The organism is Pseudanabaena sp. PCC 9330, assembly GCF_055795045.1.
Genome location: NZ_JAYFES010000072.1, coordinates 31,005 through 44,562 on the forward strand (window position 1 = coordinate 31,005; position 13,558 = coordinate 44,562).

Genomic DNA, 13,558 nt, shown 5'->3' on the forward strand with positions numbered 1-13,558 from the left:
GGTTCCCAGGTTTTTCACGTAATCTGCTGCATCTCCTGATGAGGTTGGATCGATCTAAAACTAATGCTGTAACTCAAACTTACTGTAGTTGAATAGTGCTTCGGTTCGCACCGCTCAAGCTAGACAAGTCGGCCCATTGATGAATATTACGCGGGCATGAGTACAACTTTCTACCTTCCACGCAGCCTTGCAGGTGAAGGCAAAATATATACTGAAATAGAGTTGCTCGCCGCTTCGAATCACGTCGTTGTATTGGCCGAACCCGGCGGTGGAAAAACTGAGTTGATGGGTAGTCTTGCTCAACAGTTGGGTACAACAGCCGTTACAGCAAGCAAATTCGCGTACGTAAGAGTAAGGACAAACAACAGCCCGCTGGTGATTGACGCATTTGATGAGCTGTCAAAAGTTGACCACTCAGGCATCTACCAACTTCTTGCCAAAGCTGAAGCGGCCAACCCAACCCACGTTTACTTGTCAAGCCGATCTAGTGAGTGGGATAACGCTGCAACAAACGCATTCGAAGACTTTTTGAAATATCCACCTCTGGTAGTCAGGCTATGCGAGTTTGATGAAGCGGAACAGCGAGCGATCTTTGATCATCATCTGGCGGGGGAGGAGTTCACAGCTTTCTATGCCGAGGTTGCTCGATTTAATTTAGAAGCGCTTCTCCCAAATCCTCAGTTTCTTAAACTGTTTGCTGATGCATATGTCGGGAGCGAAAGACACTTCACCGACAGACGATCAATATTTGCACAAGCGGTTGAACATCTGGCTAAGGAAGCAAACCCTAATGTGGCGAGGAGCAATCCGGCACTTTCGACCACTCAAAAAGTTAACATAGCATCAGAAGTTTTTACCAAGCTTTTGTTGTCCGGTGCAGAAGGTGTCTGCACCAGTGAAGCCACCGAAAATCGGATGTATCCATTGCTTGAGTCATTATTTGATGGTGACACTCCAGTTGACGCAATCTTAGCAACCCGTCTTTTCAAGCTGGGCGATAGTGTGGAGCAGCATCGCCCAGTTCACAGGATTGTCGCTGAATACTGTGCAGCAGACTATCTCACCAAGCGGATAGCAGATCTAGCAGACCCTCTGACGCTATCCAAGTGCCTGCCTGTTATTGCTCCAAACTCTACAGTGCGGGATGAACTGCGGGGTCTGCTGGGTTGGATGGCAGCGCTAGGTAACAAACCTATCGAGGAATCTGTGATTGAACTTGACCCTTATGCAGTACTAGCGAACGGCGATTCTTCCCAGCTTGAGCCTTCGTCGAAACGCCTGCTTGTGAACCAACTTAAAGAAATTGAGACACAAGATCCTTACTTTCGAAGAGGCGATTCCTGGCGTCGGTTCAGCGTTGCAGGATTCTTTACCCAAGATGTTGTAGAAGAGATTAAACCTCTTCTCACATCTGGAAGTGACGGACACTTGCGTGATCTCCTCCTTGAGCTTTTAGCAGGATTACCAGCAATTGAACTGTTGAGAGATGAGTTGCGCCATCTCACTCTAATGCCGACTGAAAGCGAAAACACTCGTTTTTTGGCGAATAGGTGTTTGCTCGATATCGACGGTGATGATCATTGCTCTAACTTAGACATTCTTATTTCTGAAGCGAGTAATACTTCTCTAAGCATTGTGGCCGAAGCCATCGAAACTCTAGGCCCGGAAACATTTGAGCGAACTTATCTTTCAGAATTTCTTCGGATTTGCTCAAAGCTTTATCCAAGCCACCAAGAACAATATGAGCGGGCAATGGGTGATCGCTACTTCCTGAAAAAGTTCATCAAAGGGCTAGACTTTACGACTATTGAGTGGCTCTTAGACGAATTGACCAAAGACTTGATATGCACATGTGGAAAGAAACCTTATAGATGTGACTGCCGAAACGGTATAAGCAAAATCGTAGGGTCAATGTTGGATCGCTACTTCGAATTGGCGACACCCCCTTTTGATCTACTACGGCTTTGGCAATGGTTCAGAAACCTAAACTTCCATGAGCAACCAGGCATAGACCAAAGTAAGTCAGTTCAGGTACTTCAAGAAGATGATGAACTGCGCCAAGGCATTATTGCTCATGTTTTTGTAAGGCTAACTGACCGTGACGAGATTTCTACCCAGATTAATAAGTTCGATTGGCACTCCCACTCCCATGCTGGCCTTCATTTTCGAGAAAACGACTATAAATTTATAGTCGATCTGGCGTTTGAAACTGACAACCCAGACTTGTGGGTAAATTTCATATCTGGGCATCAGTACTATCAAAACCAGGGAACGCGAGGCCCAAACGACTTGCGGCGTCATATGCGTGAACAAGCACTGGAAAAACCCTTATTTATGCGAGAGTGGGCCAAAATAAACAGGGCTAGAGCGCAAACATTCGCCCAAGATAGACGTATTTGGCATGATAGACGTACTCGAAAGATCAATCGCCGTCGCAGAAAAGAAGACGAAATACGGGCAGCGAACATCAAGTATGTTCAAGATAACCGAGAGCTTGTCGAAGGCGGCCGTCATTGGAATTGCTTGGTTCGCTTTGCAGAGCTTGTGCTTACAGCACCAGATAAAATTGAACAAGAGTTTGGTAATGAGGCAATCGTTCGGAATGCACTCAAAAACTGTCTCGACTTCATAGCTCCGTACGTTCCCGAACTGTTTGAACTTGCGGAACTACAGTGTGCCTCGCAGTATCATCATTCAGAGCTGATACTTTATGCAGCTTGCTTAGAGATCATGCGTTTTCAAGGTACCTTAGAAGAGGTTGATCTTCACCTTCTCAGAGCACTGCGTACTAACATAAGCATGAGCTATGGAGCAGTCTCTGCTGAAGAACGTGATGCCCTATTCAAGGAAGTCGACCGCTTAATCTTTCCTGATAGTGATAGTGCCGAGAATTTTCTCCAACAGTACGTTGAGCCGCAACTAGCAAAGTTGGGATGTGTACATCCTGAAGTTTGGTTGTTAAATAGCGAGGAAATCTTTGGTAATTTTCGTGCCACGCTATCAATTGAATGGCTTAAACTTTTTCAGGAATTGGAGCTTGGGCCACTAAACACGCTTTTCGAAATGGCTGCTCAGCATGGTAATCGAGATGACCTAAAAGAAATTATTTCAAAGCGTTGTGAAGAGCTTTTGGCCGACTGGCCTAACCCTACTGGAAGTGAAGAGATAGAAAGGAAGCGCACTTTCTGGTTAGTACGCGCATGGTACTTTCTCGACGACGCGCCTGAAACATACTGGGACTGGCTCAAAGCAGATAAAAACACTGTGCTTATACTTTACGAGCGATCTGGGCGAATGAGCCCTGGTACTCATGCCTATTGGCCAAAACTCACATCAATCAAGGTAGAAGCTATTCTAGATGCCTTTATTGAAAAATGGCCTAAGGTAGATCTGCCGAGTCACTGGGGAACGGGAAGTCCTAAAGAAGAGAACGCATACCGCTTCTTGACCGAAATAATTTGGTTAATTAACTCAGATGATCCCGATGATGCTATCCCTGTTCTCGAACGGCTTCTTGCTGATTTGCGCTTCGCTGACTTACACAATAGTCTGAAGAGCATACATGCTAGTCAAGTACGAAATAAAGCACTCAGGGATTTTGAGCCGCCAACACCAGAGGAAATAGTGAATCTTCTGGATCGTGATGCAGTGGTCACTGTAGAAGGCTTGCGGCAACTTGTTGTCGAAGAACTTCAGTACTTCCAGAGAGCTATTGATGGCGGAGAGTTCAACTCCGCAAATCGCTTTTATGAGAAAGGTGATCGATTAGGCGAAGTGCGGTCTACGGAAATTATTGCTGAGCGTCTCAGTTGGAGGCTTGAGCCGCAAGGCATTTCTGTCGTGAAGGAGCATGAGCTAAAAGACGCAAACCGGAGCGATTTCACAGTCACCAAAATGATTGGCGGTGAAAGACGATTGCTTGTTACAGAGGTTAAAGGGCAGTGGCACAACGAGCTATACACAGCTGCGGCCGCCCAACTGCATGAACGCTACTCAATACACCCAGACGCAGAGCAACAGGGCATTTTCCTCGTAATTTGGTTTGGCGCAGATGAGAAGGTTGCTGGACGTAAAGCACACGGTATCGTGAGTGCTCAGGAACTTAGAATCAGCATTGAGGCAAGCCTACCGCAAGCGCTCAGAGGGCTGATTGATGTGTTTGTTTTGGATGTGTCCAAACCCAAATAGAATTTTTTGTCAACACATTCCGCGCCGGTAGGCCACCGCATACCCCGGCACCTCAAGCTGCGCCACGCCCTGCTCATCCGCCACCGGCGCCGCCCCCGCTAGTCGCAGCGGAATCTCCCCCGCCCACACCGGCAATTCATGCATCGATCGGGGGGCCAGTGCGTACCTTAACCAAGGCTTCAGCGATCGGCAGGGCCAGCACCAGGGTACCGGCCAATGAGGTTGTTCCATATAGTCAATCAAGTTGATAGATGCGCTTTTCCGTCAGACAGAGGGCAATCCCTTTTTCGTAATAGGCCGCTTCGTTGATAAACACGGGATACACCGTGGCGTTGCCTCGATAGGGAATGACCTCCTGCCCAAAGGTGAGAAATAGCGGCTCCCCCGGCCCCAGGGGCGCATAGTCTCGGCGCTGGGGATGGATCATCGCCAGGAGATTTCCTTCGCCATCTCTGGGATAGTCGAGGACATCAACGTACTGGTAGAGCGTAAGTGCTGTAGGCGGCCCGACTAACGTCGAGCCAAGGTTGTGGTGCTCCAGGTAATCGAGGGTGGTCTGCACAATCGCCTTAGTTTTTTGAAAGAGTTGGGCGTCTAAAGTGCCATGGGCAACGGGGCCAACTTCAATGCCCAAGCGGTGGGGAGCCAGCGATCGCAGCGAATCATGTTGGCGGCCAGACCCCTCAGAGCTGTATAGCTTCACCTCTGGATGCACTCTGCTGATGTAGGCCGCGAGCCCCAGGGTAAAGCCCGAAAGGCTGTCGAGAATGAGCATGACTCCAGCGTTTGAGGTAGTGCTATGCAGGTCAATGACAAAATCGACGGGCTGCTGCCCCCTAGGGCCAAACTGCTCGCGCAGGGCTGCGGCCCGCTGCCATTCATACCCCATGCCACCCAGTTGAGCCGGAGTGCCAAAGGATCTGTTTAAGTCGTGGTCAATGTAGCGGCGATTGGCAGCGATCGCCTCGGGGTTGCCCAGCACCGTCAGTGTTCCAAAACTTGACCGTCGCACGAGGTCGGGCCGGGCTGCAAAAGTTTTGATGGCATAAACCCCAATCAGTTCGTTGCCGTGGGTGCCCCCTACGATCAAAACGCGGTTAATTTTGTCCATGGGTTTGTCCGTGAATAGCTGACCGAATGAGAGCAGCTTAACGGGATACACCATGATAAAATCGTCATCATCAACATTACACCATGATTTTTTAGTCATAGTGGCTATGGCCTTTGCGGATTGGCACGACTTAGACTTTCGGCAGCTTAAGTACGCGATCGCCGTCAAAGAGCATCGAGGATTCATTCAGGCGGCGATCGCCCTGGATCTTGATCAGGGCTTTTTAAGCCGACAAATCCAGCGTCTAGAGACCAAGCTGGGGTTCAAACTGTTCGATCGCTCGACCCGCCCTCTAGGGGTCACCGAGGCTGGGGACGACTTTTTAGTCAAGGCTGAGCAACTTTTGAGCCAGGCTCAGCGAGCTGTCACCTTAGGGCAAGCCACCCAGGCAGGCCAGCGGGGCAGTCTCACTGTCGGCATCAATACGTCGATTGCCAACAGTCATCTGCCTGCGATCGTTCAGGCGTTTTGTCAGCAGTTTCCCCAGGTCAAGTTAACGCTCCACGAGTTGGCCTCCTACGATCAGATCAGGCAATTGAACAGCGCCCAGATTGACGTAGGCTGCTTCCATCGACATAATCTGGCGGCTCTACCCGAGGAAGATCGCAAAGGTTTCGAGGTAACCTCCATTGCCGACGAGCCGTTGGTGCTAGTTTTGCCCGCACAACACCCAGCAGCCCGGCGATCGCAGGTGCCACTGTCCTGTTTAAATAGCGCAAATTTTGTGCTGCCGCCCAGCACAAAGCTCTTTGGTCTACGGGGGCAGATTGACGAACTTTTAAAGCACAATCACTGCACCCCCACCATTGTTCAAGAAGCAGCCTGGATCACAACCGTGTTGAGCCTCGTGGCCGGAGGCGTTGGAGTATCTCTACTGCCCGCCAACGTAACTCAACTCCAGCGCCAAGGGGTAGTCTATCGCCCCATTCAGGAGCCCTCCCCACGGTTGGAAATCGTAGCTGTGTGGTCATCGAGCAATTCGTCAGCGACCCTAAAAAACTTTCTCGCTGTGATCAAGTCGCTCAATCTTTAGCCAGCGGGTCAAACCTAAAAGCAATAGGCCATTGGGGTTCAAATGGGTACATATGGCCTTTATTGTTTTGGCAAAAGCTATGAATATGCCCCTAGAATCTGTAACTAAAGTGGGGAGGGAAGGTTCATTACTCAGGAAAGAGAGATTCCCTTTTCTCCAGCGATCGCCTCAATTTTTTCTAGCACCGAGTCAACTTGGGCAAGATGTTCTTGCACCCGTTGATCATTCAAAAGCGACTTCCGCCTGCGAATACTCTTCAACCGAGTGTAGATGCGCTCTTGAACCGGAACAGTCGTCATGATAATTCCAGAATTATCGTCATTGCGCTGAGGCTGGGTTGCTGGCATGATAATTCCGGAATTATCAACCAGGTCGCCAGGTTCTATCCATTGAGACTGTTCAACGTATTTCAGCTGATCAATCTTTTCCTTAAGCTGGGTCTTGGTGGCTGTCTTGCTAAACTCGATCAACGCCGCTTGATGATGTTCCGGTGTTCGGTTAATCAAAGTGGCGCTGGTAGGGCTAATCTCACCAGAGCGCACCGCCTCAATGATTTGAGAATTGAGGTTTAGCAGTGGCAGGCGATTAGAGACAAAACTGCTGACCTTCAGGCCAAACTCTTCTAGAACTGCCTCGATGATGGCCACCTTGTCACCATTGGCTTCAACCAGCTCAGCACCATCTCCCCTCGATTGATAGTTTTTGATCGATATCAAGAATTGCTTGACTTCTTCAAAGGTTTGGCCCAGCCTAAGCTTGAGCAGACTGAGGATAGAATCTGTCTCCTCAATAGCGCTAATCTCTTCGCTCAAAAGATGGGCAATCAGGGCAACTTCGAGCGCCGTTTCATCGCTCATCTCAACTACCATAGCCGGGATAAAGTCAATCTTGAGTTCTGTACAACAGCGCCATCGCCGTTCTCCACTAATGGTTTCATAAAGGCCATCGGCGGCGCGGCGCACCAAAATCGGCTCCAAGACTTGACCATGTTTTTGAATAGAGTCTCGCAGCTTAGCCAGCTTTTCGGGGTCGAAATAGCGCCGGGGTTGCTTCAGGTTGTCGGGCAGGCGCAAAGCCAATATCTGAGAAACCGGAATTTGAATAAATCCGGATTCGCCAGATCCATTGGCCTGAGACAGTTTGAGCCGATCAATTTCGGCCCTAAGCCGATCTAACTCTTCTTCTTTCTGCGCCTCGACGGCTTGCTCAAACATACTGGTCATGGGACGTCTGCTATTTCTTGCCATTAGTTCTCTCCTACCGTTGCTTGGGTGATGGCGACTGCAATGTCTTTGTAGATCTCATTGATGGGTTCTTTGGGCCGATAGATTCCCAGCGGCAAACCCACAGCAGCAGCATTGGCGATATAGGCGCTATCTCTAATCGTGGGGAATAGAGATATTTTCATCTGGTTAAGAATGGCGGGTAAGCTCTCTACCCCTTCAAGCTGAGATAGACCTAGGTTGTCTCGGTGCATGGCCCGATCTTTGAAACCGTTGGGGACAACCCCTAAGATTTCTGGCGTTGGCTTTAGTCGTAGATCTCGACGAGTTTCGTAAATCCAGTTCAGCAATTTTGCTAAGGCGTCGATATCTTTGTCTTCTGGCTTTAGGGTGAGCAAAATGTGGGTAGACGCGGCCAGGGCAACAGTGTGCACCTGTTCAATGGTGCCGGGACAGTCAAAAATAATCACGTCATGGGGTAGAGGGTGATCCTCTAATTTGTCAGCGAGGAGATATTCACCCCGCTTTGTCAGCACTAAGCGCTGAGATGTTTCGGTAAGAATCAGCCCACCCAAGCAGGCGTCAATGCCTGGGATAACGTCCTGCCACACTGGATTGAGGGGATAATCGCCAGAAAATTCTGGTCTTAAGACATAATCGACGGTTTCATCGGCGTTGAGCGGATCTTCCAGGCCACAAAACAGGGTTAAGGATCCATTTGGATCGCAGCCAAATAGGGCAACTTTTTTGCCCATGCCAGCTAGTTGGTAGGCAAGATTCACTGCCAGCGTGGTCTTACCGACACCACCGCTGTTTGACATGATGGCAATTCGTTTTTGCAGCATGGTTGATTTGCCTGGGTAGCGTAGCCTGCCCCTATAGTATTAGGCGCAGGCTGATAATTCCAGCGTTTAGCGAGAAAAGTGCCATCTTTATCCTTAAAGTGGCCCACTTTCCCCTCCTGGGAGGGGCAGGGGTGGGTCTACCCTAGACATAAGCATCTTCGCTAAAGAAAGTAGCACCATCGCCGTGTGCGATTGACCCACCCCGCCCTCCGGGCACCCCTCCCAAGAGGGGAGATGACCCACTTTTCCGCTGCATGTGGTTCAATCGAACTGACGTTTTTGGGGCGGTTTAGCTATGGAACGACGTGATAATTCTGGAATTATCACAGTCTTTGGGGATATGGGCATTAGGACTGGCTAGATTCCTAGGCAGAAAAGTGTTCTCAGGAAAGTACAGTTATCTCACAGAGCTATAGCTTGCTCGGGGCAATGGATACTAAGACATCCAGGCTGTAAAAGTACTGATCAGCGACTTCTAGCTTAAAACCACCCAATAGTAGACACAGCCACAGCTGCACTAGGGGCCATCCCAATTGCTCTCGGAGCTGTAAAAGGTAAATTGGCTGAGGATGAGTTTGGAACCAGGTGGTAATTTCAGCCACCCAATCCTGCACTCGCTCCTCATGGGCCACGGCCAGGGCTGCTGACTTTTGCTCCGCTTGCTCCACCTGGTCTAGCATCTTCAGAATGTTTTCTTTTGGTACTGCCCCTACAACCGTCTCTTCATCTGCCTTCGGGTGTGTAGTCTTAGCTTTATGTCTTCGTTTCGCTGGGGCCGTTAACTCAGAAAGATCTACGTGCTGTGTCTGCCGAACGAGGCCCTGCAACCAATCACTCGGCAGAGCCGGATCTTGGGGGTCATGGGTATTCTCCCAATCGTCTAGTAGCGATTGAGCCTTAGACCAGTGCAGCTCAGCCAATTGCTCGATCGCCCTCCCCCCGAGCTGAAGTTGGTCTTGAATCGCTAATTGAGCCCAAAAAGGTTCAATCTGTTGCCACAGAGATTGAACGTCTGCCAGCAACGGATTTTCGGCGGCATCTTCTAGAACTAATTCCAACTCTAGTTCCAGCTGCTTAAAATTCATTGGCCTTCCTCAGCAATCAAATGAGGTTTGAGCGGGCAGTTTTTAATGGGGCATTCTGCAGGCTCTAGGCGAATTTCAGGCTCAAATTTTATAATCCCATATCGTTCACGCAGGTTTTTTAGCACATCCATCAAGTATTCTTGGATCTTTTGGTTTCGCATCCCCGCGCAATGAATGGGAGTTATATCTAGCAAATGCTGCTCCCCTTCCCACACAGAAACCGATATGGCATGTAGAGGGGCATCTTGGCGCTTTTGGCGATAGAGGTATAGGTAGGCAACTGGCTTGAGTGCGATCGCGATAGAAATGGTTTCAGTAGCCTGGCCAGACTGATTTTCTTCTACAGATTGGCGATAGGTGCTGCGGCGAGAGGCATTGTTGTCGCGGCGGTTGCGGTAGTGCGATCGCCGACGATGACAACGGCTTTCTTCCCAGCATCCGTCACCCTGGGCACCGTGCAGATGGCGAGCCTCTTCGACAGACAGTTGGGCACAGTGAAGACATTGCGGGTTAATTCGTCTAGGCATGGCCCTGGTGCATTTTGCAACTAGGAAAGCAACCGGTTCAAAGTCCACCTGAGAGACTGTGATCTCCACAAATAGAGTTGATCACGAGTCTCAGTCTAAATTTAGACATACCTATCACTAGGTTGTGTAATTTTTAGTGTAAGTAGCTTCTTTTTATTATAAGTCAGTACTATCCCTAGATCGAAGGAAATGTTGGGCAGCGTGAACAGCATCAACAGCGTAAGAGCATTTACTTACACTAAAAATTACACAACGATAAAGTTGCTACCCCAAGCCAAGGCAAAGATCTGGCTCTGCAAACCTACGGGCATAGCTGAGTCGCCGTCAACGCGGTACTGCATTGATGGGCGTCAACCCTGGTTAACAAAATGACGGCAGCGGCTGTGAACCACAATTCACCACTGCCGAAGATCCTTTCTTCGACCACAATGAACGACCGACACTTTCATCTAGCAAAATTTTTTAGCTAGCCAGGCGCTGCCAAAGGCGAGAGATCTCAGCCAGCAGAATCTGAATATTTTGAGTGAAGGCGCGGTGCTCGGTGCTATTGGAGTCGCGATCGCGGCGCATTTCTGCCAGTTGCTCGTCAAGGCTCTGCCGCCAGGCCACGCGATCGGCCCTAGCCTCTTCGAGCAGGGTTTCAAATCGCTGGCTGTGTTCTTCGTGCAGGGCGTCAAATCGAACTCGGTCGATCCCCTGATTATGGGCGTTGTCTTCGATACGCACAGCGAGGTCAGCCCGAGTGGAGCTGGTGGCTTCTTCGGTATCGATGACGATTTCTTCAGTGCGGGCAGCCCAGGCCTCTATGGCCCTAGCGTTGCTGTTGGCGATCGCCAGGGTGCTATCCACTAAAGCCTGAGTGCGTTCAAGCCGAGTCTGAGTGTTGTCAACCTGAGCCTCGGTGCGTTCGAGCTGAATCTGGGTGCGTTCAACGTGGGCTTCAGTACGTTCGAGTTGAATCTGGGTGCGCTCAACTTGAGCCTCGGTGCGTTCGAGCTGGGCCTGGGTGCGCTCAGATTGGGCTTCGGTGCGCTCGATCTGAGCTTGGGTGCGTTCAATTTGAGCTTCGGTGCGCTCGAGCTGGGCCTGCATCTGCTGCTGACCGGCACTAAACGCGGCCTGCCCCTCAGCCAATGTCGCAAGGATGGCCTCTATGCGATCGAGTCGTTCAACACTGGCAGTCATAGGGGTAATGGCGTCAATCGATGCACTCATATTAATACATAGGTATCGAGAAAACCAGCGGCGACCCACCCAGAGAAGCAGGGGAAGGCCTCTCAAGATGCGATCGCCCTAGCAGAATAGCCCCCTCAAAAGATGAGAGCTACCGTGAGAGCCACTATGCCTACACCTGCCGGCCCAAGAAGACGGCTTTTCTTGCCAAAAAATTTCAGCTTTAGCTAAAGCTGAATATTATGTTGTCTAGGTCAGTCCATAAATAAGCGCCTTAAAGGCACTCCCTATGCCAAAAGAATCGCTAAACTCCACCGTCGGCAGCCCTAGAGCCCTTAGCCCCAGGGGGGCCAGGGTGCAAACTCAGCGCATCGGCATTGATCAGACGGTTTATGTGGTCAGGTTTTCGATCAAGTCTGGGCCGGGGAGTTGCCAGCTGCCAAAGAGTAATTTGCTCACCAAGACGGCGCTGAGCCTGGCAGCGGAGGGGGTTTCCTCTAGTGCAAGGATGAATGACCTGTTTAGAGCAGAGTGGACGGGAGACCCGGTTATCACCCGAAACCCTGACGGTGAGGAGGTCTATCTGATTGTGCCGGGCGATGTGGTGACGATGGCCTGGTGCCACCATAAGCTGACCTACATCGCCCAGTCGGCCCAGTCTTTGGGCGAGTGCCTGGGCAAAGAGGAGGGGTGGATGTTTGCTCCTGAGCAGTTCCCCACGCTGCTGGATCGCATTGAGCTAGGCCGGGCGCGGGCCGAGCAGCTGGTGGAGATTTGTCTAGCGGTATACGACGAGGCGCACGATCGCCACATTGGCCGGGTAGAGCGAATTGTGGGCAAGATCAGAACGGCTTTGATGAATGAGATCGACCGGGTGTCGGTAAGTATCGATCAGGCAGTGGAGCGTGACCAGGACCCTGACCCCGCCGACCTGGCCTCGCTGCGATCGGCCCAGCAACAGCTAGAGATTTTGCCCAAATTTGAGTTCAAACTACTGAAGAAATTTCCGAAGCGGGGCAAGCTGGCGAAAGCCATTCGCTTTGGCAACTCTGAGCCAGAGCCGATGGCGTCGATGGTCGATCTGGTGAAGGAGAATGCTGAGGCTCAAGTGGCGATCGCCCAGGCCGAGGAAGCCACCGCTGCCGCCGCTATTCGGCGCACGACTCTGTATGGCATGTCGGCAATGCGAGAAACCGTGCAGGAAAAGATCGAACAGATGATCGATGACTTTAACGGGCATGTGGCTGAGGCGCTTTATACCCTGGATGGGGTGAAGGAGAGAGGCCGGTTTAGCCCTCGCATTGCCGGTCGGGTGCAGGGCCACCTGGCTCGGCTGGAGGTGTTGGCGCAGCTGTTGGCACGGCTGCAAGCCCTGGGGGATGGCCGCAACGGCAGCCTTGATCAGGGGGCGATGCTGGCCCAGCTGCGCGAGTTGAAGGCGGCGTTTGAGCTAGATGAGCGGAGTGGGGGAGAAGGGCGCGATCGCCTGATAGAAGGGCTAGATCAGTTTCGCCTGGAGCTGCGGGGGGCGATTTCCCAGGCCCAGCTAGAGGGCGACGGTTCAGAGCGCCTCGCCAGTTGGGCAGAGCTGGATAGCGGCGCTGCCGGGTGACCAGGGGAGTTCCATTGCAATTCATCAAAAAACGGGCGATCGCTAGGAAAGCGCGAGTACCCTGGCAACGGGGCCGAAGGTTTTATCATCCCCGTGAGGTATCACTCAGCCATGGTGGTCTATGGACTCTGCTTGATTGGGGGAGGCATTTTTGTGTTTCTCGCCGCCGTTGGCGGGCTTGATGGGATCGATTTTGCTGGCGATTTTGACGGCGACTTCGATGTGGCGATCGACAGTGATGGCGATGGCTCCCTAGACGACGTTGACTTTGGTACCCACCTAGGCGAGACCTTCGCCGCGCTGCGATCGCGCTGGTGGTTGCCCCTGCTCAGCCTGCGCTTTTGGACTTTTGCCCTCTGCTTCTTTGGGCTGACCGGGCTACTGTTGACCTGGGTGCAGCCCGACCTAGAGGCCTGGCTGGTCGCCCTGATTGCCCTATTGATGGGCCTATTTTGTGGGCTGGTGGCGGCGCTGGTGCTGCGATCGCTCAGTCGCCAATCGGTCAGCAGCCTGATCCGCCCCGAAACGCTCACCGGCCAGCTCGGCACGGTCGAGATTCCCTTTGGCACGAACAGTCGGGGCAAAGTCAGCCTCAGCATCGGCGGCTCCACCGTCAGCTTTTTCGCCATCACCCAAGAAGAGCGCGAGTTTTGCCGGGGGGAGCGGGTGCTGGTGGTGGGCATGGAGCGAGACAAGCTGTGGGTGGCAGCTGCAGAAGGGGTGGAAGAGATGTAGGGGCGCACGGTAGGGGCGCATTGCTG

The 13,558-nt window shown here is 51.5% G+C and carries 11 protein-coding genes; 4 read left to right on the forward strand and 7 right to left on the reverse strand.

The window, feature by feature from the left end; all coding sequences use genetic code 11:
• The first annotated feature begins 156 nt into the window (after positions 1-156).
• Positions 157-4,188: an NACHT domain-containing protein gene (locus AC0QKW_RS05140; protein WP_473149983.1), complete on the forward strand. Its 4,032-nt coding sequence runs from the start codon at positions 157-159 to the stop codon at positions 4,186-4,188.
• A gap of 9 nt (positions 4,189-4,197) precedes the next feature.
• On the opposite strand, the gene AC0QKW_RS05145 is transcribed toward AC0QKW_RS05140, so the two are convergent.
• Both AC0QKW_RS05145 and AC0QKW_RS05150 read right to left on the reverse strand, forming a co-directional pair.
• Positions 4,198-4,419: a hypothetical protein gene (locus tag AC0QKW_RS05145; protein ID WP_473149984.1), complete on the reverse strand. Its 222-nt coding sequence runs from the start codon at positions 4,417-4,419 to the stop codon at positions 4,198-4,200.
• A gap of 4 nt (positions 4,420-4,423) precedes the next feature.
• Positions 4,424-5,299 (reverse strand): aspartoacylase, encoded by an 876-nt coding sequence (locus AC0QKW_RS05150; protein ID WP_473149985.1) that lies wholly within the window; start codon positions 5,297-5,299, stop codon positions 4,424-4,426.
• Between the two features lie 106 nt (positions 5,300-5,405).
• Between AC0QKW_RS05150 and AC0QKW_RS05155 the strand changes: the two genes are divergently transcribed.
• Entirely contained in the window at positions 5,406-6,332 is a 927-nt protein-coding gene (locus AC0QKW_RS05155; RefSeq protein WP_473149986.1) for a LysR family transcriptional regulator, read from the forward strand.
• A 131-nt stretch (positions 6,333-6,463) separates the two neighbouring features.
• On the opposite strand, the gene AC0QKW_RS05160 is transcribed toward AC0QKW_RS05155, so the two are convergent.
• From AC0QKW_RS05160 to AC0QKW_RS05180, 5 genes are all read right to left on the reverse strand, one after another.
• Positions 6,464-7,555 (reverse strand): ParB/RepB/Spo0J family partition protein, encoded by a 1,092-nt coding sequence (locus tag AC0QKW_RS05160; RefSeq protein WP_473149987.1) that lies wholly within the window; start codon positions 7,553-7,555, stop codon positions 6,464-6,466.
• A 23-nt stretch (positions 7,556-7,578) separates the two neighbouring features.
• On the reverse strand, positions 7,579-8,400 hold the full coding sequence (locus tag AC0QKW_RS05165) for a ParA family protein (RefSeq protein WP_473149988.1): 822 nt from the start codon (positions 8,398-8,400) through the stop codon (positions 7,579-7,581).
• A gap of 410 nt (positions 8,401-8,810) precedes the next feature.
• A complete protein-coding gene (locus tag AC0QKW_RS05170; protein WP_473149989.1) occupies positions 8,811-9,485 on the reverse strand; it encodes a hypothetical protein in 675 nt (224 codons plus the stop codon).
• On the reverse strand, positions 9,482-10,012 hold the full coding sequence (locus AC0QKW_RS05175) for a hypothetical protein (protein WP_473149990.1): 531 nt from the start codon (positions 10,010-10,012) through the stop codon (positions 9,482-9,484). Before AC0QKW_RS05175 ends, AC0QKW_RS05170 begins: the two co-directional genes overlap by 4 nt.
• Positions 10,013-10,474: 462 nt before the next feature.
• A complete protein-coding gene (locus tag AC0QKW_RS05180; RefSeq protein ID WP_473149991.1) occupies positions 10,475-11,197 on the reverse strand; it encodes a hypothetical protein in 723 nt (240 codons plus the stop codon).
• Between the two features lie 277 nt (positions 11,198-11,474).
• Between AC0QKW_RS05180 and AC0QKW_RS05185 the strand changes: the two genes are divergently transcribed.
• Both AC0QKW_RS05185 and AC0QKW_RS05190 read left to right on the forward strand, forming a co-directional pair.
• A complete protein-coding gene (locus tag AC0QKW_RS05185; protein WP_473149992.1) occupies positions 11,475-12,797 on the forward strand; it encodes a hypothetical protein in 1,323 nt (440 codons plus the stop codon).
• Positions 12,798-12,890: 93 nt separating this feature from the next.
• The gene (locus AC0QKW_RS05190) at positions 12,891-13,532 is read left to right on the forward strand and encodes a hypothetical protein (protein ID WP_473149993.1); all 642 of its coding nucleotides are present in this window, start codon (positions 12,891-12,893) and stop codon (positions 13,530-13,532) included.
• Positions 13,533-13,558 lie beyond the last annotated feature (26 nt).

Bases quoted from the DNA above. Each gene is read 5' to 3' on its own strand.
- AC0QKW_RS05140 (WP_473149983.1), top strand. From the start codon at position 157: ATGAGTACAACTTTCTACCTTCCACGCAGCCTTGCAGGTGAAGGCAAA.
- AC0QKW_RS05145 (WP_473149984.1), bottom strand. From the start codon at position 4,419: ATGGAACAACCTCATTGGCCGGTACCCTGGTGCTGGCCCTGCCGATCG.
- AC0QKW_RS05150 (WP_473149985.1), bottom strand. From the start codon at position 5,299: ATGGACAAAATTAACCGCGTTTTGATCGTAGGGGGCACCCACGGCAAC.
- AC0QKW_RS05155 (WP_473149986.1), top strand. From the start codon at position 5,406: ATGGCCTTTGCGGATTGGCACGACTTAGACTTTCGGCAGCTTAAGTAC.
- AC0QKW_RS05160 (WP_473149987.1), bottom strand. From the start codon at position 7,555: ATGACCAGTATGTTTGAGCAAGCCGTCGAGGCGCAGAAAGAAGAAGAG.
- AC0QKW_RS05165 (WP_473149988.1), bottom strand. From the start codon at position 8,400: ATGCTGCAAAAACGAATTGCCATCATGTCAAACAGCGGTGGTGTCGGT.
- AC0QKW_RS05170 (WP_473149989.1), bottom strand. From the start codon at position 9,485: ATGAATTTTAAGCAGCTGGAACTAGAGTTGGAATTAGTTCTAGAAGAT.
- AC0QKW_RS05175 (WP_473149990.1), bottom strand. From the start codon at position 10,012: ATGCCTAGACGAATTAACCCGCAATGTCTTCACTGTGCCCAACTGTCT.
- AC0QKW_RS05180 (WP_473149991.1), bottom strand. From the start codon at position 11,197: ATGACTGCCAGTGTTGAACGACTCGATCGCATAGAGGCCATCCTTGCG.
- AC0QKW_RS05185 (WP_473149992.1), top strand. From the start codon at position 11,475: ATGCCAAAAGAATCGCTAAACTCCACCGTCGGCAGCCCTAGAGCCCTT.